We start from the raw sequence: 23,128 nt of genomic DNA, 5'->3' as shown, positions 1-23,128 counted from the left end.
CCCCTACACGCTCAATTGCACCGGCGTGCCCACCGGCCGTGCCGCCCGGCGACGGGCGCTCGCCGTGGTGATCGCCGCGTACCAATTGGTGAACGGCAGGTGCTCGGGAGCGTCCCCGATCTCCGCCCATACGCGCTGGGCCAGCGCGGCGAAGCGCGGATGCTGCTGGCGCTTCCAACGGGCCGCCTGCGCCCGGAACGGGCCGCGATCCAGATGGGCGATCGCGTAGTCGGTGCCGAAGCCGTGCTGGATCGGCACCACCCAGCCATCCTCCTGCACCACCAGCGGCGAGACCAGCGACGCCAGCGGACTGGCGATCGCCACCTCCGCGGCGGGTGCAGGACCGGCGAATGCACGACAGGGTTCGCGCGCGACCAGCTGGCGATCGGCGACGTCGAACTGCAGGGTGAGCCGGTCGCGATACTGCCGTTGCAGCCGCGCCACCTCCAGGAAGCCGTACGACAGCTCCAGCTCGTCCGGCGGCAACAGCTGGTAGTCGCGGGCACGGCCCACCTGTTCCAGCGGATGGATCTGCAGCAACTTCGCGCCCTCGGCGCAGGCGAAGGCGGCGACCCAGTCCAGCTCGGACAGGTTCTGCAGGGTCAGGGTGAAGATGAAGCCGAACGGCACGCCGGCCGCGCGCAGCAGATCCAGCTTGCCACGCATCTGTTCGAACGCGCGCGGACGCCCGCGCATGCGGTCGTGGCTTTCCGGCACGCCATCGAGGCTGATCGCCAGCAGCGCCAGGTGCGGAGCCAGTTGCGCCAGCCGTCGGGCGTCGAGCAGCAAGCCGTTGCTGGTGACCGAGGTGGTGAAGCCCAGCGCGCGGGCCGATGCCAGCAGCCGCGGCAGCGGCTTCCAGGTCAGCGGCTCGCCACCGGACAGGCCGATCGCGTTGTAGCCCTCGCTCGCGGCGTCGGCGAGGAAGCGCTGCAGCACGTCCAGCGCCAGCTCCCCCTTCTGCTCCGGCCCGGAGGTCGAATAGCAGTGCTGGCAACGCAGGTTGCAGCGCAAGGTGGGATGGATCTGGATGACGTTGACGGCGTCGCCGGTGGGGCCCATGGCGTTCTCGCAGCAAGGCGGCACGCCGGGCGGGAAGCCCCGCCCGGCGGTGGGGGACGAGCGATCGCCCGCTTCAGCGACCGACGGCGTTGCGGATCGACACTTCCACGCGATACCACTCCGGCACCGGAATGCCGTAGGGGAAGCAGCGTGCGGTCACCTGCATCGCGGGACCGTTGAGGTGCATCAGCTGGCTGATGACCGGTCCGATCTGCTTGGTATCGACTTGCAGCTGCGCATTGATCAGATCGATCGCCGGCTGCCCGTATTTCCACCACCATTTCACTTCGTAATCGCTGCGCGCCATGCCGAGTGCCTTCGCGATGCCGGCGTGGTCGTTGGGCTTGAGCGTGAACAGCTTGGCGGAGCCCCTGTCTGCGCTGCTTGCGGTCTTGCGAGTCGTGGCCATGAAGTTGCCTCCTGCGGCGGATTGCCCGGTGCCCGGACGGTCATTCGGGTCGAGCTGGCATGTGCCCGCCGGCTTGCGGGCTGCCGACGCCATTCGACCCGTGTCGAGACCGAGCAAGCGACGTGCCAGCAGCGGGCGTGCCGCAAACCCCATGCGCGTTGGCCGGCCCCGCGCCGGGCCGGGGCTGGCCTGACCCGATGCCCGTACCAGCCGGGTCAGGCCATACCCGCCAGGCGAATTCGCTCAGGCCGCGTCGTCGGCCGCCACGAAGCCGCCGGTCTGCCGCCGCCACAGCCGCGCATACAAGCCTTCGTGCGCGATCAGCTCGGCATGCGTGCCGCTCTCCACGATCACGCCCTTGTCCAGCACCACCAGCCGATCCATTCGCGCGATGGTGGACAGGCGATGCGCGATGGCGATCACCGTCTTGCCCTGCATCAGCAGGTCGAGGCTGTCCTGGATCGCCGCCTCGGCTTCCGAATCCAGCGCGGAGGTGGCTTCGTCCAGTACCAGGATCGGCGCATCCTTCAGCAGCACGCGGGCGATCGCGATGCGCTGGCGCTGGCCGCCCGACAGCTTCACGCCACGCTCGCCGACCAGGGCGTCATAGCCCGCCCGGCCTTCGCCATCGACCAGTTGCGGAATGAACTCGTCGGCCCGTGCCTTGCGCACGGCGGCACGTATCTGTGCCTCGCTGGCATCCGGACGGCCATACAGGATGTTGTCGCGGATCGAGCGATGCAGCAGCGAGGTGTCCTGGGTGACCACGCCGATCTGCGAACGCAGGCTCTCCTGCGCCACCTGCGCGATGTCCTGGCCGTCGATCAGGATGCGCCCGCCCTCGAGGTCGTACAACCGCAGCAGCACGTTGACCAGGGTCGACTTGCCGGCGCCGGACGGGCCGACCACGCCGATCTTCTCGCCCGCGCGCACGGCCAGGTCCAGCCCCGCCATCACGCCGCCCCGCTTGCCGTAATGGAAGTGGATGTGCTCGAAGCGCACCGCGCCGTTGGTCACTTCCAGCGGCATCGCGCCTTCGCGGTCCTGCACGGCACGCGGCTGCGAGATCGTGGTGATGCCGTCCTGCACGGTGCCCACGTTCTCGAAGATGCCGTTGACCACCCACATGATCCAGCCCGACATGTTGTTGATGCGGATCACCAGCCCGGTCGACAGCGCGATCGCGCCCACGGTCACCCTGCCCTCGCTCCACAGCCACAGTGCCAGTGCCGAGGTGCCGACGATCAGGAAACCGTTGAGCACGGTGATGCTGGCGTCCATCGCCGTGGTCAACCGGGTCATCCGGCGCAACCGGTCAGTCTGTTCGGCCATCGCCTCGGCCACATAGGCTTCCTCGCGCCGGGTGTGCGCGAACAGCTTGAGCGTGAGCACGTTGCTGTAACCGTCGACGATGCGTCCCATCAGTTTCGACCGGGCCTCCGACGCCTTCCACGAGCGCTGCTTGACCCGAGGGATGAAGAACCCGAGCAGGCCGACATACGCAAAAACCCACAGCACCAGCGGCACCGCCAGCCACGCGTCGGCCTGCGCGAACAACACGATCGCGCTGCCGGTATAGATCGTGACGTACCAGATCGCGTCGACGATCTGCACCGCCGATTCGCGCAGGCTGGCGCCGGTCTGCATGATCCGGTTGGCGATGCGCCCGGCGTAGTCGTTCTGGAAGAAGCCGAGGCTCTGGCGGATCACGTAGCGGTGGTTCTGCCAGCGGATGCGGTTGGTCAGGCTGGGCAGGATCGCCTGGTTCACCAGCAGGTCGTGCAGGCTGTTCAGCAGCGGTCGCGCCACCAGCGCCACCAGCGCCATCCACAGCAGCGTGTGGCCGTGCAGATGGAAGAACGCCGCACCGGGCGTGCCTTTCGCCATGTCGACGATGCTGCCGATGAAACCGAACAGCGAGACCTCCACCGTCGCCACGCCGAACCCCACCACGATCGCGGCCAGGAACACCGGCCAGACCTGGCGCAGGTAGAACGCGTAGAAGCGCCACACCGACTTCGGCGGCATGTCGTCGACGGGTTCCTTGAACGCGTCGATCAGGGATTCGAACCAGCGGAAGATCATGGGGTGTTCCGGGCTTGCGTGTTCCGCCATTGTGATTGAAGCTCGACCGCCGTGGCAGTGACAAGACGACACCGAGCTGCTGCTCGAACAGGAGAACCCGCCATGACCAGCGAGACCTTCGAAGGCGCCTGCACCTGCGGCGAGATCCGCTACCGGATGACCAGCGCACCGCTGTTCGTGCACTGCTGCCATTGCACCTGGTGCCAGCGCGAATCCGGCGCGGCGTTCGCCCTGAACGCGATGATCGAGACCGATCGACTGCAATTGCTGCAGGGAACGCCGGAACTGGTGGACACGCCCTCGAACAGCGGCAAGGGCCAGCTGATCGCACGCTGTCCGCGCTGCCGCGTGGCGCTGTGGAGCCACTACGCCGGCGCCGGCAAGGCTCTGGCTTTCGTGCGCGTGGGCACGCTGAAGGAACCGGCGCGGATGCCGCCGGACATCCATATCTTCACCTCGACCAGGCAGCCGTGGGTGCAGCTGTCGCCGGACATCCCCGCGGTGGCCGAGTACTACGATCGGGCCAGCTACTGGCCGGCGGAGAGCCTGGCGCGGCGCGAAGCGGCACTGGCGAGCGCGGCACGCCAGCCCTGAGGCATCGAAGCCGCGGCGGCCGTCGCCGGCGGGCCGGCACGCCGCCAATCTGAACGCTCGCCGTCGTCGGCGCCCGCGCAGGTCCTCGTCGCGATTGACCGCCTGCGGCATCGCTCCGATCATGCCCGGATGCCTATCCTTTTGCGTTACGTCCTGTTCCTTCTGCTGAGTCTCGGCACCGCCTCCCTGCTGCACGCCCAGAGCAGCAACCCCTCGCCCGCTTCCGCGGCGTCCGCGGCGACGCCTGCACAGACGCTGGATCAACTGGACAGCCAGCTCGATACGGTCAGGAGCGTGCTGAAGGACAAGAGCGCCGACGCGCCGATCGCCGACCTGCGCAGCACCGCCCTGAGCGTGCAGGATCAGGCGCGCCAGCTGGCCGCCAGCCTGGCACCGCAGATGGCCGCGCTGCAGGCCCAGCTCGCCGTGCTCGGCCCGCCGCCGGCGAAGGGCGCGCCACCCGAGGCCGCGGAGGTCGCCTCCCGGCGCCGGCAACTGGACAAGGCCCAGGCCGGGCTCGACGCGCAGATCAAGCAGGCGCAACTGCTCGACCAGAACGCGCTGCAGCTCACCGAGCAGCTCACCGGCCTGCGCAACGACCAGTTCCAGGCACGACTGGCATCACGCACGGCGACTCCCTTCAGCCAGACCTTCTGGGTCGATCCGGTGCGCACCTTTCCGGACGACGAGGCGCGGCTGAAGCGGCTGCTTGCGCGCTGCTCCGACGCCTGGAGCGAGGCCTGGCAACCGCCGAACCGGCAACCCCTGCTGCTGTGCCTGATCGCCGCGGCCTTGCTGCTGGCGGGCGGGCGCTGGTTGCTGGAGCGGCTGTTGCTGACGCTGGCCACGCATCACGTGCCGGACGGTCACCTGCGCCGCAGCGCGATGGCCATGGCGGTGGCGCTGACCGCCGTGCTGACCACCGGACTGGCGGCGCAGCTGGTGTACCTGGGGCTGAACTGGAACGACATCCTCGATCCCGACCTGGACGCGCTGGCCGAAGCCTCGGTGCGGCTGGTCTGCTTCGCTGCCTACGTGACCGGGCTCGGGCGCGCCCTGCTGTCGGTGCGCCGGCCCTCGTGGCGCCTGCCGGCGCTGCCCGATCTGGCCGCCCAGCGCTTGCGCCGGTTTCCCTGGCTGCTCGGTGCCGCCGCCCTGCTGTTCGGCCTGTTCGAGCGTACCAGCCGCGCGATCGGCTCCAGCCTGCCGGCCACCGTCGCCACGCGCGGCCTGATGGCACTGGTGGTCAGCGGCCTGATCGGGATGGCCCTGCTGCGCCTGCGGCACGCCCGCAGGGAGCTGGCGGCCGCCGGCGGCGAACTCCCGGCGCGACCGCTCTGGATCGGACTGCTGGCGGCCGCGGCCACCCTGGGCGTGGTCGTCAGCTGGCTGGGCGTGGCCACCGGCTTCATCGCGCTGGCGTTCTTCGTCGCCGTGCAGATGCTGTGGGTCGGCGTGATCGTGGTCACGGTCTATCTGCTGATTCACCTGTTGACCGACCTGGCCAACACGCTGCTGTTGCCGCGCGGGCGCAGCGGCAAGCGGCTGCAGGCCGCGTTCGAGCTGGCGCCGCACACGCTGGAACAGGCGGCCACGCTGTTTTCCGGACTGATCCGGGTCGTGCTGGTCGTGCTGGCGATGGCCACCGTGCTGACGCCGTTCGGCGCCGGCCCGAGCGACCTGCTGGCCAGCGCGGGCCGCACGTTCAGCGGGCTGAAGCTCGGCCAGCTGGCGATCGACCCGGGCAGCATCTTCACCGCCGTGCTGGTGCTGCTGGTGGGCTGGTTCGTGCTGCGCACGCTCAAGCGCTGGTTGCGCGAGCAACTGCTGCCGAAATCCACGATGGAACCGGGCATGCAGGATTCCATCATCACCCTGTTCGGCTACCTCGGTGGCCTGCTGGTGCTGGTGCTGACCCTGGCCGCGCTGCACGTGGACCTGAAAAGCATCACCTGGATCGTCAGCGCGCTGTCGGTGGGCATCGGTTTCGGCCTGCAGGCGATCGTGCAGAACTTCATCTCCGGCCTGATCCTGCTGGTCGAGCGGCCGGTGAAGGTGGGCGACTGGGTCAGCCTGGGCACGGTCGAGGGCGATATCCGCCGGATCAACGTACGCGCCACCGAGATCCAGCTGTGGGACCGCTCTACCGTGATCGTGCCGAACTCGCAGCTGATCACCGAGAACGTGCGCAACGTGACCCAGTCCAATGCGCTGGGCCGCGCCCAGATCAAGCTGCCGATGCCGCTGGATACCAATGCCGGCAAGGTGCGCGAGCTGGTGCTGGAGGTCCTCGGCGCGCATCCCGGGACGCTGGCCACGCCGGCGCCTTACGTGCTGCTGGAGAACCTCGATGCCGGCTCGATGACGTTCAACTGCGTGGCCTACGTCGGCAGCCCGCGCGAGGTCGCCGGAGTGAAGAGCGAACTGCTGTTCGAGATGCTCGAGCGCCTGCGGCTCGCCCGGCTGGCGCTGATCCGGCCACAGCTGATCCGCACCCTGCCGCCGCTGGCCGAGAACGACGAAGGCACCGGCTGAGCCGGGGCATACAATCGGTTCCAGCCAAGGAGCCTGCCGATGGGATTCCACTGCTGCCAGCCCGGTCCACCGCTCGATGCGCTGATCGCGAAGGTGTGGGACTGGGACATGCCCGCCGCCGCCCATCACTACGAGCGGGTGCTGCCGCAACCCGGCGCGCAGCTGATCATCAACCTGCACGAGGACGAGACGCGGGTCTACACCGACGATGACGCGCGCCGCTGCATCCGCTCGTCCGGCAGCGTGCTCGGTGGCCCCACCCTGCGCAGCGAGATCATCGACACAGCCGAACAGATTCGCGTGATGGGCGTGGTGTTCCGTCCCGGCGGCGCTCATGCACTGACCGGCGAGGACGCCACCAGGCTGGCCGGTCGCGACATCGATCTCGCCGACCTGTTTGGCCGCCGCGCCACCTTGCTGCGGCAGCAGTTGCTGGAAACGAGCGACGCCCACGAGCGCCTGCGCACGCTCTCCCGATGGCTGCGGCAGCAACTGCACTCGCCGGTGCTGGAGCCCGCGGTGACCCATGCACTGACTGCGCTTGCCGAGCTGCCGCAGGTCACCCGCATCCCTTTGCTGGCACGCGACGCCGGCCTGTCCGAACGCCGGCTCGGTCTGCTATTTCAACGCCAGGTCGGCATGCGCCCCAAGCACTACGCCCGGCTGGTGCGCTTCCGTGCCGTGGTGACGCAGGCCCAGGGCCAGCCGACGGTGAACTGGAGTCACGTCGCCGCCGACTGCGGCTACTGCGACCAGGCCCACCTGACGCACGAGTTCCGGCGGTTCGCGGGCATCACGCCCGGCGCGTTCATGGCCGCACGCGGACCGTACCCGAACCATCTGCCGCTGGACTGACCGGCGGAAATCTACAAGACGGCCGGCGCGTCGCTGGCTAACCTCGTGCCAGGTCAACCAGGGAGATTCCCATGTCCCATTCGAACGGCAGCAGCATCATCCCCTGCCTGCGCTACCGTGATGGCCATGCCGCCATCGACTGGTTGTGCAAGGCGTTCGGCTTCGAAAGGCACGCCGTCTACGAAAACGAGCGAGGCCGCGTGGAACACGCCCAGCTGACGTACGGCAACGGCATGATCATGCTCGGCGAGGTCAGCGACAACGCGTTCGGCCAGCACATCGCCCAGCCCGACGAGATCGGCGGCCGCGAAACCCAATGCGCCTGCGTCACCGTCAGCGACTGCAAGGCGCACTACGAGCGGGCCCGTTCCGCCGGTGCCGTGATCGTCGACGACTATGCCGAGAAGGACTACGGCGGAGCCGGCTACAGCTGCCACGACCCGGAAGGCCACCTGTGGTACTTCGGCAGCTACGACCCATGGCAGCCGGCGTGAGCGCGGCCCGCCAACCGGGTTGACCGCCGTCCTCCGTGCAAGACGTCGGTCGACCGGTCGGTGGCATCACTCAATGCGCTTCGGCCTCCGCCTTCAAACGTGAATCCGGTCGCGCGATCGCATACATCGCCCAGCTGATCTGCTTGAGCAGGCCACGCCGGTCGTCGCCCACCTTGTACAGGTCGAAGTGGGTGCGATCCGGCAGGAAGCGGAATTCCGACCGGGCATGCAGGCCGTCCAGCACGGCCTTCAGGCGGTGCGCGGCACCGTCCAGATAGAACGTGTCGGCGGTGCCGACATACAGGTGGATCTTGCCATCCAGATCGGGCTTCAGCCGCGGCCACTGTTGCTGCAATCGATACGCGATGTCGTAGTGATCGCGCCAGTACGCCACGACCGCCGGGTCGACATCGCCGGTGTCGCGATCGAACATCGGCTGGGGCCGGCCGTCCTGCCCACGCGGCGAGAACACCCAGTCGAACGAGGCCAGCTGGCCACCGTAGCCACCGAGGACGCGCTCGAGCCCGGCGAACTGCTCGAACGTGCCCAGCACCCTGGCGTGATCGCGCACCAGCGGCCAGGCCGAACCATCCGGACGGTGATAGACATTGGCATGCGGCGCGTACAGGTCGATGCCGGTGAAGTCATGAAAGTCGCCCGGATCCGGCGAGGTCGACCAGGTGCCTCCGAATATCTTCGGGTAGCGCGTCTGCAACCACAGCGTGGCCCAGCCTCCGGAGGAATGGCCATTGAGGAACCGCCCGCTCGTCCGGCCATCCATCCGGTACTGCGATTCCAGCGCGGGAATCAGCTCGGTGGTCAGCGCCTGACCCCACGGCCCGTTGTTCACCGAGTCGGCGAATTCATGCGTACCGGTGGGACTCGACTCGTCCAGGAATACCCAGATCATCGGCGGCATCTCGCGCTTGTCCATCGCCGCGTAGATATCGACCAGGGTGCCGATGACCCGATCGTTGTTGCCACCGAAACCTTGCGTGTAATAGACCGTGGGATAGCGCGCGGCCGCCTTTGCGTCGTAACCCGGTGGCGTCAGCACCCGGCCGTGCATGTGGATCGGGCGTCCCCAGAACGCACTCAGGGCGGGACTGACGAAGTCGATCGGGGTCGCGTGCCGGCGTGCGTCGGGAAGTGCCTGGCGTACCGCGGACGGCGTCGAGGCAGACAGCGCCCACGGATCGTCCGCCGGCAACGCCTTGACCAGGCTCAGCGTCGGCACGCTGCTCGACGGCAGATGCAATTTCGTCACGGCACTGACCAGATCGCCCGTACCGCGGCCGCCGTAGTTGTAGCTGTGATCGACATCGAGCACCGCCTGCACCAGGTAGTCGCCCGGCGGCAGCTGCGAATAGCCGGTCGGAAAGGCCCGCCGGTCGGCGTCGATGTCGATGCCCTGCCCGGGTTCCCATCGGCTTACCTCGCGGGCGGCCACCGCGGTCTGGGTGGCCCTGAACGGGTTGGCGTCCACCTCCCCGACCGTGCCGTCCTTGCCCTTGGACTGCTTCAGCGCCTGCGCCTCGGCAACCTTCGCATCGATCGCGAACAGCAGCAGCCGACCGGATGTCGGCTGGGTCGAGGCGGCTCCCATCCGCACCCGGAAGAACTCATGCGCTTCGACGGCACCGGTTCGCGCATGGGCCGCACCGGCCAGCAATCCAAGACACAGCAACGCCGCAACGGCGTGACGACGACAGCGCATGATGCATTCCCCTGTGGCAAGCGGTGGTGCGTGGCATGAATCCACCCACGGCGCCGCACCCCATGCGCCATCGGCGGCTCGACCGGACGCATCCGGGCGGGCCCTTGTTGCGGTCAGTCGTCCTGCTCGCCCGGAGTCTTCGGGGTGGGTACCGGCACCAGGCGCAGGTCCTGGAAATCGAAGCTGAAATCCGTCATTGGCGACACCGGTTGCATGCGCACTTCGCGGATATGGCCGTCCATGTCCAGGCTGAAATCGACGAACGCATCGGCATTCAGCGCGCGGTCGTCCCAGCGCACCACGAAGCTGTCGTGCTGCCACGGCGTCATCGTGCCGATCAGTTGCGCGGTCTTGCTGAAGCGAAGGCGCAGCTTGCCATGCTCGTCGCTGATCACGACATCGCCGTACCACGGATCGCGGTAAGTACCGGCATATTTCGCCAGCGGCAGCGACGGCTTGCCGTGCTTGTCGCGCGCCGCCTCGTGCCTGGCCTGACTCTCGTCGGCGTTCGCCTCGGCGTGCTTCACCGCCTTGTCGTACACGACGACCCAGTCCGTCTTGCGTTCCGGGTTCAGGTACGCGTCGAGTACACGCCAGGTCACGGCATTGAACGCGGCGCCGGACTCGGCATTGGTCAGCACCACCACCCCCAGGTGCAGCCCCGGCACCAGGGTCACCCGCGAGACCATGCCCGGCCAGCCACCGGTATGCCAGACCAGCCGCTGGCCGCGGTAGTCGGACAGGAACCAGCCTTCGCCATAGCCGTAGAAGTCCGGCACCAGCGGCGCCAGTTCCGGAATCGGCGGCTTGCCGATCGGGATCGGCGTCAGCATCGACCACATCTGCTGCTGGCTGTCCGCGGAGAACAACCGCTGCGGCTTGCCGTCCTTGCCGAGGGTCGGCAATGCGCCGCCGGCCAGCTGCACGTTCATCCACTTGGCCAGGTCGTGCACGCTGGCGTAGATGCCGCCCGCCCCCGGATCGTTGAGCCAGGCCATCGGCGGCACCGGCTTCAGCTGCTTGAAGTCGAGGCGGGCATGGCCCATCGCCACATCCATGCCGGGCTTGAGGTAGGTCTTGTCGATCCGCGATTCATCCATGCCGACCGGCTGGAAGATGTGCTCGCGCACGTAGTCGGCGTAGCTCTGGCCCGAGGCCTGCTCGATCACCAGCGTCGCCACCGCGAACAGGATGTTGTCGTAGGCGTAGTGGCTGCGAAAACCATTCTTGATCGGCACGTGGCGCAGCCGCTCGACCACTTCCTTCGTGGTGTACGAAGTCGGCGGCCAGTACAGCAGGTCGCCGGCCCCCAGGCTCAACCCGCTGCGGTGCGCCAGCAGATCGCGGATGCGCATCTCGTGGGTCACGTACGGGTCGGACATGCGGAACCACGGCAGGTGGTCGATCACCCGATCGTCCATCTTCAGCTTGCCGGCTTCGGCCAGCTGCTGCAGCGAGGCGGCAGTGAATGCCTTGGTGTTGGAGGCGATCGCGAACAGGGTGTGCGCGTCGACCTTGTCCGGCTTGCCGATCTCGCGCAGGCCGAAGCCCTGCTCCATCACCACCCTGCCGTCCTTGACGATCGCCACCGCGATGCCCGGCACGTCGAAGGTCTTGCGCGCGCTGTCGACATAGGCGGCAAGATCCTGCAGTTGCGCCGGCGGCAGCGGACGCACGATGTCGTGGATCGACACCGGCGGCGGCAACCGCTTCGCCGCCGCCGGCGCCTGCGCCCAGGCGCCCGTGGCGACGACGAACAGGGCGCAGCAGGCGGCCAGCCTGGCCGATGGCAGGCGCGGGGAGTGGAATCGCTGGGGCATCGAGGGCTCCGCTGAAGGCAATCTTCCAACTATCGCGGCAAACCGCCCGCCAGGCCAGCGCTGGAAGTCACGCCCCCGACAACTTCGCTCGACTCACCGGGCCGCAGCCCCGATCATCTCGCCCATGGCAACATCAGGCATACGCATGGCAAACCCGGGAGCCCGATGAATCCCCTGGCCGAATCGATGGCTGCAAACGCACTGCTCGCATGGATCCTCTCGCTGGCCGTCGGCGGGCCGGGTCTGATCGGAGCGATCGGGATCAGCCGGATCCTGTCGCAGGCGCGTGATTTCAGCGACCTGCTGGCCGGTTACACCGGCGCTGCGGCATGGCTGGTGCCGTGCATCGGCGTTACCGAATACCTGCGCGACAGTACGACCCGCGGCGCAGGAAACCCCTCCCCGGAGCCGCCGCCATGAACGACCTGTTCGCCCCCGCACCGTTCGCTGGCCCGCACATCCGCGTCGGCATCGGCGGCTGGACCTATGCGCCGTGGCGCGACAACTTCTACCCGGCCGGGCTGGTGCAACGGCGCGAACTGGAATACGCCAGCCGCCAGTTGCGCGCGATCGAGATCAACGGCACCTTCTACGGCGCCCAGAAACCGGCGACGTATGCGAAGTGGGCGGCCGAGACGCCGGCTGGTTTCGTGTTCTCGCTGAAGGCGCCGCGCTACATCACCGAAGGCCGGCGGCTGGCCGAGACCGGCAAGGGCATCGCGGGTTTCGTGCATGGCGGACTGGCCGAATTCGGCGACCGGCTGGGGCCGATCCTGTGGCAACTGCCGCCGTCGCGACCGTTCGACGCCGGCGACCTGGCCGCGTTTCTGGACGCGCTGCCGCGCGAACTGGCCGGCCAGCCGCTACGCCACGTGCTGGAAGTACGCCACCCCGGCTTCCAGTGCGAGTCCTATGTGGCGCTGGTGCGCGCGCATGGTGTGCCGACCGTGTTCACCGACTCGCCGGTCCATCCCTCGCTGGCCGACCTCAGCGGCGACTTCAGCTATGCGCGGCTGATGCGCAGCGCCGACGAGATTCCCACCGGCTACACCCCCGAGGCACTGGACCGGTGGGCCGGACAGGCGCGCGACTGGGCCGCCGGGAAGGACATCGGCGCGCTGCCCCATGTCGCGCCGCTGCAACCGGATGGCCCGGCGCGCGACGTGTTCGTGTTCTTCATCGCCAGCGCCAAGCATCGCAATCCGGCGGCCGCGATGGCGCTGCAGTCGCGGATCGATCGGCTCCGCTGAATGGCGTCGCACGGCAACCTTCGATGTTCCGGTTTATCGGCAAACGGGGCCGCATTAAGCTCCACCCCTGCCCTTGGTCCCGTGAAACCGCATGCGCCGACTCAATCCCGTCATCCTGATCGCCGCGCTGGCCTTCGCGGTCGTGCTGTGGCAACGGCATGCGCCCGCGCCGACGCTGGCGGGGCCCGCGGCCGAGGTGACTCGCTCCGGGCAGGGCCGGGTTTCTCACGATCAGGGCGCGACAGCCGCGGCACCGGGTTTCCTGCCGGTCGAAGCACGCGCCCTGGTGGCCAGGATCGCCAGCGGCGGCCCGTACGACCACCCCCAGGACGGTGCGGTATTCGGCAACTACGAAGGCCTGCTGCCCGCGCAGCCGCGCGGCTATTACCACGAGTACACGGTGGAAACCCCCGGCGCCCACAGTCGCGGCGCACGGCGCATCATCACCGGTGGCACGCCGCCCGTGGCCTGGTACTACACCGACGACCACTACCGCAGCTTTCGCCGTTTCGAGGCGAGCCGATGAGCACGAAAGGCTTCGACCTGGATCTCACCCGGCCGGCCCATGGCGGCGTCTACTTCGTCGGCGTCAACGACCTGGACCGGCTGGCCCGGGCCGCCGCGCGCGATGAGCTGGGGGTCCGCCGGATCGACCTTGCCGGTTGCCGCGACAAGGACGAGCTGTTGCGCCGGCTCGCCATCTCGCTGCAACTTCCCGCCACGTTCGGCCACAACTGGGATGCACTGGCTGACTGCCTGCGCGACCTCGGCTGGATACCGGCCTGGGGACACGTGCTGCTGTTCGAGCATGCCGACGAGTTGCGCCGGGCGGCCGGGGCGGACTTCGATATCCTGCTCGGCATCCTCGACGACGCGGCCACGTTCGGGCAGGACAACGACCGGCCGTGGTTCGCCTTCGTCGCCCTGCCCGACAGCGCTTTCGATGCCGCCCCCACTTCAGCCTGAAAGCGTGTCACCCTCTCGACCCACCGATTCCCCGGACAACCATGCAAACCATCGATTTTGAACTGGAAGGCACCTACGTCGAGCTCAACATGCTGTTGAAGCTGACCGGCCTGTGCGACAGCGGCGGCGCGGGCAAGGCCATCGTGGCCACCGGCGCCGTGGCCGTGGACGGCCAGATCGAGCTGCGCAAGACCTGCAAGATCCACGCGGGCCAGGTCGTCACCATCGACGACGTGGAAATCCACGTGCTGCCCGATTCGCGCTGAACGACGGAGACAGCGGCGGCTGAGCTGACGCCGGAGCGGGAACCCGTCGACGCCGCGGCGCCCTGCCCGGCCCGTGGCGCACGGCCACCGAACCACTGCGCGGCACGGCCGCGACCGGCAGCACCCGTCGACGCGCCGCCCGAACCGCCGACAACACCGCCACGCCACCGCTACCCGGGACCCCGACCTGCAGGCGTGGTCTGTCTGGCAACGGCCGCAGACAATCCTGGCCTGACGAATAGACGCTGCATGTAACCCCGGCCGGCCGAACGGCGAATTGACGGGTGAGAGCCATCCGCCGCGGATTCGATGGCGACCGGCCCGGCTGGACAGGGCGGTTGCATCCACCGCGACGGCCGGCTCGTAACTGCATGCACCGGATGCCGCCCTGCGCATCCCCAACGTCAGCGAGGCCTGCCATGATTCGCCGCTCCGCATTCAAAGCCCTTCCGCTGGTCGCCGCCCTGCTCGTGGCCGGCCTGACCGCCTGCCGCCCGGTTTCGGCCACCAGCGATTTCGTGAAACTCCCCGCACCCGCCGTCGACGCGCCGAAGATGGCCGCGGCGCATGACCAGGTGGCGGTGCTTGCCGGTGGCTGCTTCTGGGGCATCGAGGCCGTGTTCGAGCACGTCAAGGGCGTGCACAAGGTGACCGCCGGCTATTCCGGCGGCGATGCGGACACCGCCCACTACGACGAAGTCAGCGACGGCAATACCGGTCATGCCGAATCGGTGCAGGTGCAGTTCGACCCGGCCCAGGTCAGCTACGGCCAGCTGCTGCAGGTGTTCTTCTCGGTCGCGCTGGATCCGACCGAGTTGAACCGGCAGGGCCCGGACAGCGGCACGCAATACCGCTCGGTGATCTTCTACGGCAACGACGAGCAGAAGAAGATCGCCAGCAACTACATCGCGCAGCTGACCACCGCGAAGTCGTTCCCGGCGCCGATCGTGACCCAGGTGGTCCCGCTGAAGGCGTTCTATCCGGCCGAGGCCTACCACCAGCACTACTTCCAGCTGCATCCGAACAATCCCTACATCGTCTTTAACGATGCGCCCAAGGTGGCCCATCTGCAGCAGCTGTTTCCCGAGCTGTACCAGCCGGACCAGCAATTCGTCGAGGTACAGCTGCACTGAGCGGGCAGTCAGGTCCGACTTGCGGGCCGATGGCTTGCATGAGGCGGCACGGCCCCCATGTCGGTAACTTCGCGCCCGCTCGCGCGCCTGCCTGACATCCTCCCCACGTGCCGCCTCACGGATCCATCCCGCCCAACGAACCCACCGACCTCACGCGCAGTTTCCTGGGCGTGTTCCGCTTCAGCGGGCGCGCGCTGGAACTGGTCTGGAGCACCAGTCGCCGACTGACGATCGCACTGGCCCTGCTCACCCTCGTCGCCGGCCTGCTGCCGGCGGGCGTGGCCTTTGTCGGCGCACACATCGTCGATGCGGTGGTCGGTGCCAGCCGATTGTGGGCCTCGCGCGGATCCGCACCGCTGCGACCGGTGTTCGAATGGGTCGCGCTGGAAGGCGCGCTGGTGGCGGCGCTGGCCGGCGCGCAACGCGGGCTGTCGCTGTGCCAGTCGCTGCTGCGCGCGCAGCTCGGCCAGCGCGTCAACGTGATGATCCTGGAGAAGGCGCTGACCCTGGAGCTGGCGCACTTCGAGGACTCCGAGTTCTACGACAAGCTGACCCGCGCCCGCCGCGAGGCCTCGAGCCGGCCGCTGTCGCTGGTCACGCGGACTTTCGGGCTGGGCCAGAACGCGATCTCGCTGGTCAGCTACGGCAGCCTGCTGTTCCAGTTCTCGCCGTGGGCCGTGCTGGTGCTGCTGCTGGCCGGCCTGCCGTCGTTCCTGGCCGAGACGAAGTTTTCCGGCGACGCCTTCCGGCTGTTCCGCTGGCGCTCGCCGGAGACGCGCATGCAGCTGTATCTGGAGACGGTGCTGGCGCGCGAGGATCACGCCAAGGAAGTAAAGCTCTACGGCCTCGGCCCGCTGCTGCTGCAGCGCTACCGCGACATCTTCGACAAGCTCTACCGCGACGACCGCGACCTCACCGTCCGCCGCGACAGCTGGGGCTTCGGACTGGGTCTGCTCGGCACGCTGACCCTGTACGGCGCCTACGCCTGGATCGCGATGAGTACCGTCATCGCACGCATCACTCTGGGCCAGATGACGATGTACCTGATGCTGTTCCGTCAGGGCCAGTCGGCGGTGTCGGCCATGCTGTCGGCGATCGGCGGCATGTACGAGGACAACCTGTACCTGTCGACTCTTTACGAATACCTGGAAACCCCGGTGCCGCCGGCCATCGGCGTCGTGCAGCGTGGCGCGAAACCAGACGACGGCATCCGCTTCGAGCAGGTCAGCTTCAGCTATCCCGGCGCCGGCGAACCCGCGCTGCAGGACATCGACCTGCACATCCGTCCCGGCGAATCACTGGCCCTGGTCGGCCAGAACGGCTCCGGCAAGACCACCCTGATCAAGCTGCTGACGCGCCTGTACACGCCAGACAGCGGCCGCATCCTGCTCGACGGCACCGACCTGCGCGAATGGGACGAGGGCGTGCTGCTGCAGCGCATCGGGGTGATCTTCCAGGACTTCGCGCGCTACCAGATGCGCGTGGGCGAAAACGTCGGCGCCGGTGACGTCAACCACTTCGAGGACGCCGCGCGCTGGCGCGAAGCCAGCGACAAGGGCATGGCCAGCGAGTTCATCGACAGCCTTCCCGCCGGCTTCGATACCCAGCTCGGCAAGTGGTTCAAGGATGGCCGCGAGCTGTCCGGCGGACAATGGCAGAAGATCGCCCTGGCCCGTGCCTTCATGCGCTCGCGCGCCGACATCCTGGTGCTGGACGAACCCACCGCGGCGATGGATGCGGCGGCCGAGGCGACCATCTACCAGCATTTCCGCGACCTCGCCGGCGGCCGCATCGCGATCCTGATCTCGCACCGCTTCTCCACCGTGCGCATGGCCGACCAGATCATCGTGATCCAGGACGGCCGCATCATCGAGCACGGCAGCCACGATCAGTTGATGGCGCAGCAAGGCCACTATGCCCACCTGTTCTCATTGCAGGCGCAGGGGTATCGCTGAGGCCATCACCGCGACGCAGGCTCAGTCGTAATAGCCCGCCGCGAACAGGAGCACGCTTTCCGCCGCGGCTTTGGGGTCCTTCGCTGCATGCGGCGCGTACAGGCTTATCCCCATTGCCAGGGAAATGGCGCCATCGGCCTCTTGATCAAGCTCGGGATCCTTGGCCATCAGAAATTTCACCGCTGCGTCAAAACCCATGCCCAGCAGGTTGATTCCGTAGAGCCTTGGAGTAGCGGGCGATGCCAATTCGATCGCCTCGAGATGCCCCGTCCCGTCGTAGTTGGCGAACACACCTGCGTCGGCAAAGTAGTCGCAAGGGAACGCCGCCTCCGGGGTACGCTTGAACGACTTGAATCCGGTGCCCATCAGCGCCCTGACCCTTCGCGCATCCATCCCGAACAGGATGCCGTCCAGACCCTTGAGTGGAACGATCTCGTATTTCACTTAAGGCCCCTTCTTGTCCGTGTACTTCAGCATCTGGTCGATGGCTTCATCATACTTGTCACCAAACTTTTCCCGCACATCGTCTACATCCATCTTCTGGGCTTCCCTGAATTTCCCATGCTCCAGCAGTTCTGCCTGTCGTTTTCGGTACGCACGCGCCTCCCGCGAACTGCCCCAACTCCCGGTCATGCGATGATCGTCCACCTTCATCGCGATGGAAGGCCCCTGATTGGTCGGTAGTGGGCTGACCGAATCCGGCGGCATGTGATGCGATTCGTACCCCGGCAGGCCCTTGACCTCACCGTGGGCGCCTCCGCGCTGAATGATCGAATCCTTCTGGACTACGGCACTCTCCCTTCCAACAGGAGAGGGCTTCGCTACGGATGATCGGGGCGGTGTCGGTCCGCTCGCGCCGCTTTGGTGAGATACGTTCAATCCACCGGATCCAGCGACTGGCTTGTCAGGCGAGCGCAGCCGCGGATCAGCCTTGAGTTTCGACTCGTTCCTGAGCAGCCATTCCCCGAACTTGCGTCCAAGCCGACCGTTGCCGGCCTTCTCGGCCAGTTCGCGCATGCTGCCTCGTCCCTTGCTGACGTAGGCAACCACAGCCATCAACAGCAGCACGAACATCGCCACATGGCCGCGTGCCATTTTGCTGGCGGCGTGCCTCACGGCGAGGGGATCGACATGCGGCTGGCTCTGCGGCGAGGCTGTGGGCTGGGCGGCCAGCCAGGCCTCCCGCAGACCTTCCCAGTAAGTGCGCCCGATCGCCGGCAACCCGTTGACCACAAATTCGGCGAGCACCTTCAGGCCAATCGCAGCGAGTATCCATTCGCCTGCTTCGGCGCCAAGCGCCGCACCCGCTGCCGCCCCCGGTATGGCCCCCGCACCCAAGCCACCGAAGAACCCTGCGATGCCACCCAGTACCGCTCCGGTGCCGGTGGTCGCCACCATGATCGCGAGACATTCGGTCAGCAGCCGGATGATTTCGTTCGCAATCACCCGGACGTCCAGCTCGTGGAAGTCCCGTTCGATCTGCTCGAGGGCCAGACGCGTCGATAACGTCAAAGCATCCTCAAGGCAGACACTGCGGACAGCCAGCAGGCGGGCATCAGCCCTGAGGGCAGACGCCTGCCGATGCGCCCATTGCTCCAGCTCGATCCACGCACCTCGCATCCCTGGCATCATCTCTGGCATCCTGCCCGGCGGCCCCGTTCAGGTGACAGGATAACCTGCGGGAGCACTAGAGGATGTGACCCGGATCGCCAGGACGAATGACGGGTTGCCACTCGCTCCGCTCAGCGTGTGTCCGAATCATCCATGCCACGCTCTCCTGCGCCGAGACCGACCAGCTGGTTTGCCAACTCGACGTGCGCATCTGGCGGGTTCTGGGGTTGACCCTTGCGATGGCCCCAGCGCGATCTTGGTTCCGCCAGCCGCCGGCAGCATCCGGCTTGACCCTGCCCGCCCGCGCGCCCCATGCTTCGCTGTCTTGAATCATCCGAAACACACGCATGAGCAGTCGCTACAACGCCGCCGATATCGAAGTCCTGTCCGGCCTGGACCCGGTCAAACGCCGCCCTGGCATGTATACCGACACCACCCGACCGAACCATCTGGTACAGGAGGTGGTGGACAACTCGGTCGATGAGGCGCTGGCCGGCCACGCGAAGACCATCGAGGTGGTACTGCACGCCGACGGATCGGTGGAAGTGACCGACGACGGCCGCGGCATGCCGGTGGACATCCATCCCGAGGAAGGCGTTTCCGGCGTCGAGCTGATCATGACCCGGCTGCACGCGGGCGGAAAATTCAGCGGCAAGAACTACAACTTCTCCGGCGGCCTGCATGGCGTGGGCGTGTCGGTGGTCAACGCGCTGTCCGACCGGGTCGAGGTGACGATCCGCCGCGACGGATCCGAATACCGCATGGCGTTCGAGCACGGCGACAAGGTGAGCCCGCTCGAGGTCATCGGCACGGTGCCGAAGAAGCGCACCGGCACCACCCTGCACTTCTGGCCGGAGGCGAAATATTTCGATTCGCCGAAGATCTCGCTGGGCAAGCTCAAGCACCTGCTGCGCGCCAAGGCGGTGCTGTGCGCCGGCCTCAACATGAAGCTCACCGACGAAGCCAGTGGCGAAGTGATCGAGTGGCATTACGAGGACGGCCTGCGCGACTACCTGCGCGGCGAACTCGACGGCGTCGAGGCGTTGCCGAACGAGCTGTTCGTGCACCACATGGCGCGCGACGTCGAAGGCCTGGAAGTGGCGCTGGCCTGGCTGCCCGAGGGCGAACTGGTGCAGGAGAGCTACGTCAACCTGATCCCCACCGCGCAGGGCGGTACCCACGTCAATGGCCTGCGCACCGGCCTGACCACCGCGATCCGCGAGTTCTGCGACATCCGCAACCTGCTGCCGCGCGGCGTCAAGCTGGCGCCCGAAGACGTGTGGGAAAGGCTCGCCTTCGTGCTGTCGGTGCGGCTGCAAGACCCGCAGTTCGCCGGCCAGACCAAGGAGCGGCTGTCCTCGCGACAGACCGCCGGCATGGTCGAGAACGTCATCCACGACGCCTTCAGCCTGTGGCTGAACCAGCACGTGGAGATGGGCGAGCGCATCGCGCAGCTGGCGATCGAACGCGCCAGCGCCCGGCTGAAGGCAGCCAAGCAGATCGTGCGCAAGAAGATCACCCAGGGTCCGGCGCTGCCCGGCAAGCTGGCCGACTGCACCGCCACCGACCTGACCCGCACCGAGTTGTTCCTGGTCGAGGGCGATTCGGCCGGCGGCAGTGCCAAGCAGGCACGCGACAAGGAGTTCCAGGCGATCCTGCCGTTGCGCGGCAAGATCCTCAACACCTGGGAAGTCGAGTCCGGTTCGGTGCTCGCATCCGAGGAAGTGCACAACCTCGCCATCGCGATCGGTTGCGACCCCGGCAAGGATGATCTTTCCAGCCTGCGCTACGGCAAGGTGATCATCCTGGCCGATGCCGATTCCGATGGCCTGCACATCGCCACGCTGCTGGCGGCCCTGTTCCTCAGGCACTTCCCGAAGCTGGTCAGCGAAGGCCATGTGTTCGTGGCGATGCCGCCGCTGTTTCGCGTCGACGTGGGCAAGCAGGTGTTCTACTGCCTGGACGAGAGCGAGAAACTGGCGATGCTGCAGCGGATCGAGCGCGAGAAGATGAAGGGCGCGGTCAGCACGACCCGCTTCAAGGGTCTGGGCGAGATGAATCCACCGCAGCTGCGCGAATCGACCATCCACCCGGACACGCGCCGGCTGGTACAGCTGACCATCGGCGACGACGACGGCACCAGCAAGCTGATGGACATGCTGCTGGCGAAGAAGCGCGCCAGCGATCGCAAGGCGTGGCTGGAAGAGAAAGGCGACCTGGCCACACTCGAAGTCTGATCGCCTCACTCCACGCCATCGTCACCGGCCATCGATCCGGATGACGATGGCGGCATCGTGCCCGTCCCTGTGCCGTGACGATTTCCATCCCGCCGGACTTCCCGTCGGCGGGAGTGCATCCGTTCGGGCGCGGTTGCCGTATCTCCAACACGCTTCCACTCCGCGAAGCGGAAATCCACTGGAGAACACTCATGAACACTCATTCACCCGTGCGGACACTGGCCATCGGCCTTTCGCTGGCGCTGGCCTCGGTGGCCACGATCCCGATGGCGCTGGCCGGCTCGATGGATTCGATGAGCATGCAGAAGACGGTGATGGTCGGTGGCGCGGCGATGTATCCATCGAAGAACATCATCGAGAATGCGGTGAACTCGAAGGATCACACCACCCTGGTTGCCGCGGTGAAGGCGGCCGGCCTGGTCGACACGTTGTCGGGTCCGGGTCCGTTCACCGTCTTCGCACCGACCAACGAGGCGTTCGCCGCCCTGCCCGCCGGCACCGTCGACACGCTGTTGAAGCCCGAAAACAAGGCCACCCTGAGCAAGATCCTCACCTACCATGTGGTGCCGGGAAAATACACCGCGCATGACCTGGCGAAGGCAGCGAAGGCCGGCGGCGGCAAGGCCGTGCTGAAGACCGTCGAGGGCGATTCGATCACGATCGCCAGGCACCATGGCAAATGGACCGTCACCGATGACAAGGGCGATGTCGCGAACATCACCATCGCCGACGTGGCCCAGTCCAACGGCGAGATCTTCGTGATCGACAAGGTGCTGATGCCGTAACCGCGGCGCCTTCCGGGCTCTCCCCGTGCCGCCCCGGTTCCTTCGCCGGGGCGGCTTCTTTTGCAGCGACGTCGGCGTTATGGTGCGCACTGGTTTCTCGAGAGCAACCCGCATGGCCCTGCTGCCCCCCATCGATCTGCAACGCTGGATCGACGAACACCGCCACCTGCTGAAACCGCCGGTCGGCAACAAGTGCATCGTCGACGGCGACTTCATCATCATGATCGTCGGTGGCCCGAATGCGCGCACCGACTATCACCTCGACGAAGGCCCGGAATTCTTCTACCAGATCGAAGGCGAGATGGTGCTGAAGGTGCAGGACGACGGCCAGGCCCGCGACATTCCGATCCGCGCCGGCGAGATGTTCTATCTGCCGCCGCGCGTGCCGCACTCGCCGCAACGCATGCCTGCATCGATCGGACTGGTGATCGAGCGTCGACGCCTGGCGCACGAGAAGGATGGCCTGCTGTGGTTCTGCGAGCGCTGCAATCACAAACTGTACGAAGAGTATTTCGTGCTCGACAACATCGAACACGATTTCCCGCCGGTATTCGATCGCTTCTACGGTTCACGCGAACTGCGCACCTGCGGCGAATGCGGCCACCTGAACCCGGCGCCTGCGAAATACCCATAGGATCGCGCTTGTGGGAGCGGCTTCAGCCGCGATGCTTTTGTGCAAACTCTCAAGAGCATCGCGGCTGAAGCCGCTCCCACAACAGCCTCGGCTACGAGCGGACCAGCCACTTGCGCGCCATCCGCCGCAGCGAAGTATCCAGGGCAGTGTCGTCCGCCATTTCGGCCACCGATTGCCATGCCAGCGCGTGCGACTCCGGGTTGATCGTGAAGCGTTCGTCCTCTCCGGCACGAATCACGTACCGCACGTCGTAGTGCCAATGCTCGGGCTCGTTGGCACGCGCCGGTATCCGATGACGGTCGATGTCGAAGATGCCGTCTTCGATGCGCAGCCCCGCCACGCCGGTTTCCTCCTGCGCCTCGCGCAAGGCGACCCGTGCCAGGTCGCAGTCGCCGTCGGCATGACCTCCCGGTTGCAGCCATCGGTCCAGTTTGCGGTGATGCATCAGCAGCACGCGTGCGCCATCGGCACTGACCAGCCAGCACGAACCGGTGAAGTGACCGCTCGCATGGCTGCGCTCGAACGCCTCGGGATGATTCTGCAGAAATGCCAGGAACTGCGCGACCGTCGCAACCTCTCCGTGCCATTGGTCACGGTAGCGAGTGAGAGCCTCGATCATGGGGATGGCTGGTTGCTGCATGAACATCCGTGGTGTGATGTGGAATACCTCGCGACAGCCTTCTGCGCGACCTGAATGAAGCTTGTACAACCCTTGGCGCT

The 23,128-nt window shown here is 67.0% G+C and carries 22 protein-coding genes; 14 read left to right on the top strand and 8 right to left on the bottom strand.

Annotation, left to right across the window (positions count from 1 at the left end):
* Positions 1-3: 3 nt before the first annotated feature.
* From ACFPPA_RS07705 to ACFPPA_RS07695, 3 genes are all read right to left on the bottom strand, one after another.
* The gene (locus ACFPPA_RS07705; RefSeq protein WP_377318890.1) at positions 4-1,062 is read right to left on the bottom strand and encodes a radical SAM/SPASM domain-containing protein; all 1,059 of its coding nucleotides are present in this window, start codon (positions 1,060-1,062) and stop codon (positions 4-6) included.
* A gap of 73 nt (positions 1,063-1,135) precedes the next feature.
* Positions 1,136-1,471 (bottom strand): hypothetical protein, encoded by a 336-nt coding sequence (locus ACFPPA_RS07700; RefSeq protein ID WP_377318888.1) that lies wholly within the window; start codon positions 1,469-1,471, stop codon positions 1,136-1,138.
* Positions 1,472-1,714: 243 nt separating this feature from the next.
* Positions 1,715-3,553 carry an ABC transporter ATP-binding protein gene (locus ACFPPA_RS07695; RefSeq protein WP_377319462.1) on the bottom strand — a complete coding sequence of 613 codons (1,839 nt, stop codon included), beginning with the start codon at positions 3,551-3,553 and terminating at the stop codon, positions 1,715-1,717.
* A 105-nt stretch (positions 3,554-3,658) separates the two neighbouring features.
* Between ACFPPA_RS07695 and ACFPPA_RS07690 the strand changes: the two genes are divergently transcribed.
* From ACFPPA_RS07690 to ACFPPA_RS07675, 4 genes are all read left to right on the top strand, one after another.
* A complete protein-coding gene (locus ACFPPA_RS07690; protein ID WP_377318886.1) occupies positions 3,659-4,150 on the top strand; it encodes a GFA family protein in 492 nt (163 codons plus the stop codon).
* Between the two features lie 129 nt (positions 4,151-4,279).
* Positions 4,280-6,685 (top strand): DUF3772 domain-containing protein, encoded by a 2,406-nt coding sequence (locus ACFPPA_RS07685; protein WP_377318884.1) that lies wholly within the window; start codon positions 4,280-4,282, stop codon positions 6,683-6,685.
* Positions 6,686-6,724: 39 nt separating this feature from the next.
* Positions 6,725-7,540 (top strand): helix-turn-helix domain-containing protein, encoded by an 816-nt coding sequence (locus ACFPPA_RS07680; RefSeq protein ID WP_377318882.1) that lies wholly within the window; start codon positions 6,725-6,727, stop codon positions 7,538-7,540.
* 71 nt (positions 7,541-7,611) lie between these two features.
* Positions 7,612-8,034 (top strand): VOC family protein, encoded by a 423-nt coding sequence (locus tag ACFPPA_RS07675; protein ID WP_377318880.1) that lies wholly within the window; start codon positions 7,612-7,614, stop codon positions 8,032-8,034.
* A 70-nt stretch (positions 8,035-8,104) separates the two neighbouring features.
* On the opposite strand, the gene ACFPPA_RS07670 is transcribed toward ACFPPA_RS07675, so the two are convergent.
* Both ACFPPA_RS07670 and ACFPPA_RS07665 read right to left on the bottom strand, forming a co-directional pair.
* Positions 8,105-9,751, bottom strand: a complete 1,647-nt coding sequence (locus tag ACFPPA_RS07670) for an alpha/beta hydrolase-fold protein (RefSeq protein WP_377318878.1) — start codon at positions 9,749-9,751, stop codon at positions 8,105-8,107.
* A 113-nt stretch (positions 9,752-9,864) separates the two neighbouring features.
* Positions 9,865-11,571, bottom strand: coding sequence for a serine hydrolase (locus ACFPPA_RS07665; protein WP_377318876.1), 1,707 nt, complete (start codon positions 11,569-11,571; stop codon positions 9,865-9,867).
* A gap of 165 nt (positions 11,572-11,736) precedes the next feature.
* On the opposite strand from ACFPPA_RS07665, the gene ACFPPA_RS07660 reads away from it, so the two are divergent.
* The 7 genes from ACFPPA_RS07660 to ACFPPA_RS07630 all read left to right on the top strand — a co-directional run bounded on the left by ACFPPA_RS07660 (position 11,737) and on the right by ACFPPA_RS07630 (position 17,141).
* Complete coding sequence (locus ACFPPA_RS07660) at positions 11,737-11,991, top strand: phosphatase PAP2 family protein (RefSeq protein ID WP_377318874.1); 255 nt, start codon at positions 11,737-11,739, stop codon at positions 11,989-11,991.
* Positions 11,988-12,821, top strand: coding sequence for a DUF72 domain-containing protein (locus ACFPPA_RS07655; protein ID WP_377318872.1), 834 nt, complete (start codon positions 11,988-11,990; stop codon positions 12,819-12,821). The genes ACFPPA_RS07660 and ACFPPA_RS07655 overlap by 4 nt, the downstream gene beginning before the upstream one ends.
* A gap of 91 nt (positions 12,822-12,912) precedes the next feature.
* Positions 12,913-13,347, top strand: a complete 435-nt coding sequence (locus ACFPPA_RS07650) for a guanyl-specific ribonuclease (protein WP_377318870.1) — start codon at positions 12,913-12,915, stop codon at positions 13,345-13,347.
* Positions 13,344-13,787: a barstar family protein gene (locus tag ACFPPA_RS07645; protein ID WP_377318868.1), complete on the top strand. Its 444-nt coding sequence runs from the start codon at positions 13,344-13,346 to the stop codon at positions 13,785-13,787. Before ACFPPA_RS07650 ends, ACFPPA_RS07645 begins: the two co-directional genes overlap by 4 nt.
* A 41-nt stretch (positions 13,788-13,828) precedes the next feature.
* On the top strand, positions 13,829-14,053 hold the full coding sequence (locus ACFPPA_RS07640; RefSeq protein ID WP_377318866.1) for an RNA-binding S4 domain-containing protein: 225 nt from the start codon (positions 13,829-13,831) through the stop codon (positions 14,051-14,053).
* Between the two features lie 419 nt (positions 14,054-14,472).
* On the top strand, positions 14,473-15,186 hold the full coding sequence (gene msrA / locus ACFPPA_RS07635; protein WP_377318864.1) for a peptide-methionine (S)-S-oxide reductase MsrA: 714 nt from the start codon (positions 14,473-14,475) through the stop codon (positions 15,184-15,186).
* A gap of 107 nt (positions 15,187-15,293) precedes the next feature.
* Positions 15,294-17,141 (top strand): ABC transporter ATP-binding protein, encoded by a 1,848-nt coding sequence (locus ACFPPA_RS07630; protein ID WP_377318862.1) that lies wholly within the window; start codon positions 15,294-15,296, stop codon positions 17,139-17,141.
* Between the two features lie 21 nt (positions 17,142-17,162).
* Here ACFPPA_RS07630 and ACFPPA_RS07625 read toward each other — a convergent pair whose 3' ends face one another.
* Positions 17,163-17,585, bottom strand: coding sequence for a hypothetical protein (locus tag ACFPPA_RS07625; protein ID WP_377318860.1), 423 nt, complete (start codon positions 17,583-17,585; stop codon positions 17,163-17,165).
* Positions 17,586-18,773 carry a DUF6861 domain-containing protein gene (locus ACFPPA_RS07620; protein ID WP_377318858.1) on the bottom strand — a complete coding sequence of 396 codons (1,188 nt, stop codon included), beginning with the start codon at positions 18,771-18,773 and terminating at the stop codon, positions 17,586-17,588.
* Between the two features lie 326 nt (positions 18,774-19,099).
* Here ACFPPA_RS07620 and parE point away from each other — a divergent pair, with 326 nt between their 5' ends.
* The 3 genes from parE to ACFPPA_RS07605 all read left to right on the top strand — a co-directional run bounded on the left by parE (position 19,100) and on the right by ACFPPA_RS07605 (position 22,408).
* The gene (gene parE, locus ACFPPA_RS07615; protein WP_377318856.1) at positions 19,100-20,989 is read left to right on the top strand and encodes a DNA topoisomerase IV subunit B; all 1,890 of its coding nucleotides are present in this window, start codon (positions 19,100-19,102) and stop codon (positions 20,987-20,989) included.
* A 191-nt stretch (positions 20,990-21,180) separates the two neighbouring features.
* Positions 21,181-21,774: a fasciclin domain-containing protein gene (locus ACFPPA_RS07610; RefSeq protein WP_377318854.1), complete on the top strand. Its 594-nt coding sequence runs from the start codon at positions 21,181-21,183 to the stop codon at positions 21,772-21,774.
* A 112-nt stretch (positions 21,775-21,886) separates the two neighbouring features.
* Positions 21,887-22,408, top strand: a complete 522-nt coding sequence (locus ACFPPA_RS07605) for a 3-hydroxyanthranilate 3,4-dioxygenase (RefSeq protein WP_377318852.1) — start codon at positions 21,887-21,889, stop codon at positions 22,406-22,408.
* 91 nt (positions 22,409-22,499) lie between these two features.
* Here ACFPPA_RS07605 and ACFPPA_RS07600 read toward each other — a convergent pair whose 3' ends face one another.
* Complete coding sequence (locus tag ACFPPA_RS07600; protein ID WP_377318850.1) at positions 22,500-23,048, bottom strand: NUDIX hydrolase; 549 nt, start codon at positions 23,046-23,048, stop codon at positions 22,500-22,502.
* Between the last annotated feature and the right edge of the window lie 80 nt (positions 23,049-23,128).

The sequence above is a fragment of the Rhodanobacter ginsengisoli genome (assembly GCF_042657065.1).
In the GTDB taxonomy this organism is placed as follows: Bacteria; Pseudomonadota; Gammaproteobacteria; order Xanthomonadales; family Rhodanobacteraceae; genus Rhodanobacter; species Rhodanobacter ginsengisoli.
Note: the sequence above shows the minus strand (reverse complement) of the source record. Positions and strands in the feature narration are given on the sequence as shown.

Bases quoted from the DNA above. Each gene is read 5' to 3' on its own strand.
- ACFPPA_RS07685 (WP_377318884.1), top strand. From the start codon at position 4,280: ATGCCTATCCTTTTGCGTTACGTCCTGTTCCTTCTGCTGAGTCTCGGC.
- ACFPPA_RS07670 (WP_377318878.1), bottom strand. From the start codon at position 9,751: ATGCGCTGTCGTCGTCACGCCGTTGCGGCGTTGCTGTGTCTTGGATTG.
- ACFPPA_RS07680 (WP_377318882.1), top strand. From the start codon at position 6,725: ATGGGATTCCACTGCTGCCAGCCCGGTCCACCGCTCGATGCGCTGATC.
- ACFPPA_RS07650 (WP_377318870.1), top strand. From the start codon at position 12,913: ATGCGCCGACTCAATCCCGTCATCCTGATCGCCGCGCTGGCCTTCGCG.
- ACFPPA_RS07645 (WP_377318868.1), top strand. From the start codon at position 13,344: ATGAGCACGAAAGGCTTCGACCTGGATCTCACCCGGCCGGCCCATGGC.
- ACFPPA_RS07665 (WP_377318876.1), bottom strand. From the start codon at position 11,571: ATGCCCCAGCGATTCCACTCCCCGCGCCTGCCATCGGCCAGGCTGGCC.
- ACFPPA_RS07660 (WP_377318874.1), top strand. From the start codon at position 11,737: ATGAATCCCCTGGCCGAATCGATGGCTGCAAACGCACTGCTCGCATGG.
- ACFPPA_RS07640 (WP_377318866.1), top strand. From the start codon at position 13,829: ATGCAAACCATCGATTTTGAACTGGAAGGCACCTACGTCGAGCTCAAC.
- ACFPPA_RS07655 (WP_377318872.1), top strand. From the start codon at position 11,988: ATGAACGACCTGTTCGCCCCCGCACCGTTCGCTGGCCCGCACATCCGC.
- ACFPPA_RS07700 (WP_377318888.1), bottom strand. From the start codon at position 1,471: ATGGCCACGACTCGCAAGACCGCAAGCAGCGCAGACAGGGGCTCCGCC.
- ACFPPA_RS07610 (WP_377318854.1), top strand. From the start codon at position 21,181: ATGAACACTCATTCACCCGTGCGGACACTGGCCATCGGCCTTTCGCTG.
- ACFPPA_RS07600 (WP_377318850.1), bottom strand. From the start codon at position 23,048: ATGCAGCAACCAGCCATCCCCATGATCGAGGCTCTCACTCGCTACCGT.
- ACFPPA_RS07675 (WP_377318880.1), top strand. From the start codon at position 7,612: ATGTCCCATTCGAACGGCAGCAGCATCATCCCCTGCCTGCGCTACCGT.
- ACFPPA_RS07690 (WP_377318886.1), top strand. From the start codon at position 3,659: ATGACCAGCGAGACCTTCGAAGGCGCCTGCACCTGCGGCGAGATCCGC.
- ACFPPA_RS07605 (WP_377318852.1), top strand. From the start codon at position 21,887: ATGGCCCTGCTGCCCCCCATCGATCTGCAACGCTGGATCGACGAACAC.
- parE (WP_377318856.1), top strand. From the start codon at position 19,100: ATGAGCAGTCGCTACAACGCCGCCGATATCGAAGTCCTGTCCGGCCTG.
- ACFPPA_RS07620 (WP_377318858.1), bottom strand. From the start codon at position 18,773: ATGATGCCAGGGATGCGAGGTGCGTGGATCGAGCTGGAGCAATGGGCG.
- ACFPPA_RS07705 (WP_377318890.1), bottom strand. From the start codon at position 1,062: ATGGGCCCCACCGGCGACGCCGTCAACGTCATCCAGATCCATCCCACC.
- msrA (WP_377318864.1), top strand. From the start codon at position 14,473: ATGATTCGCCGCTCCGCATTCAAAGCCCTTCCGCTGGTCGCCGCCCTG.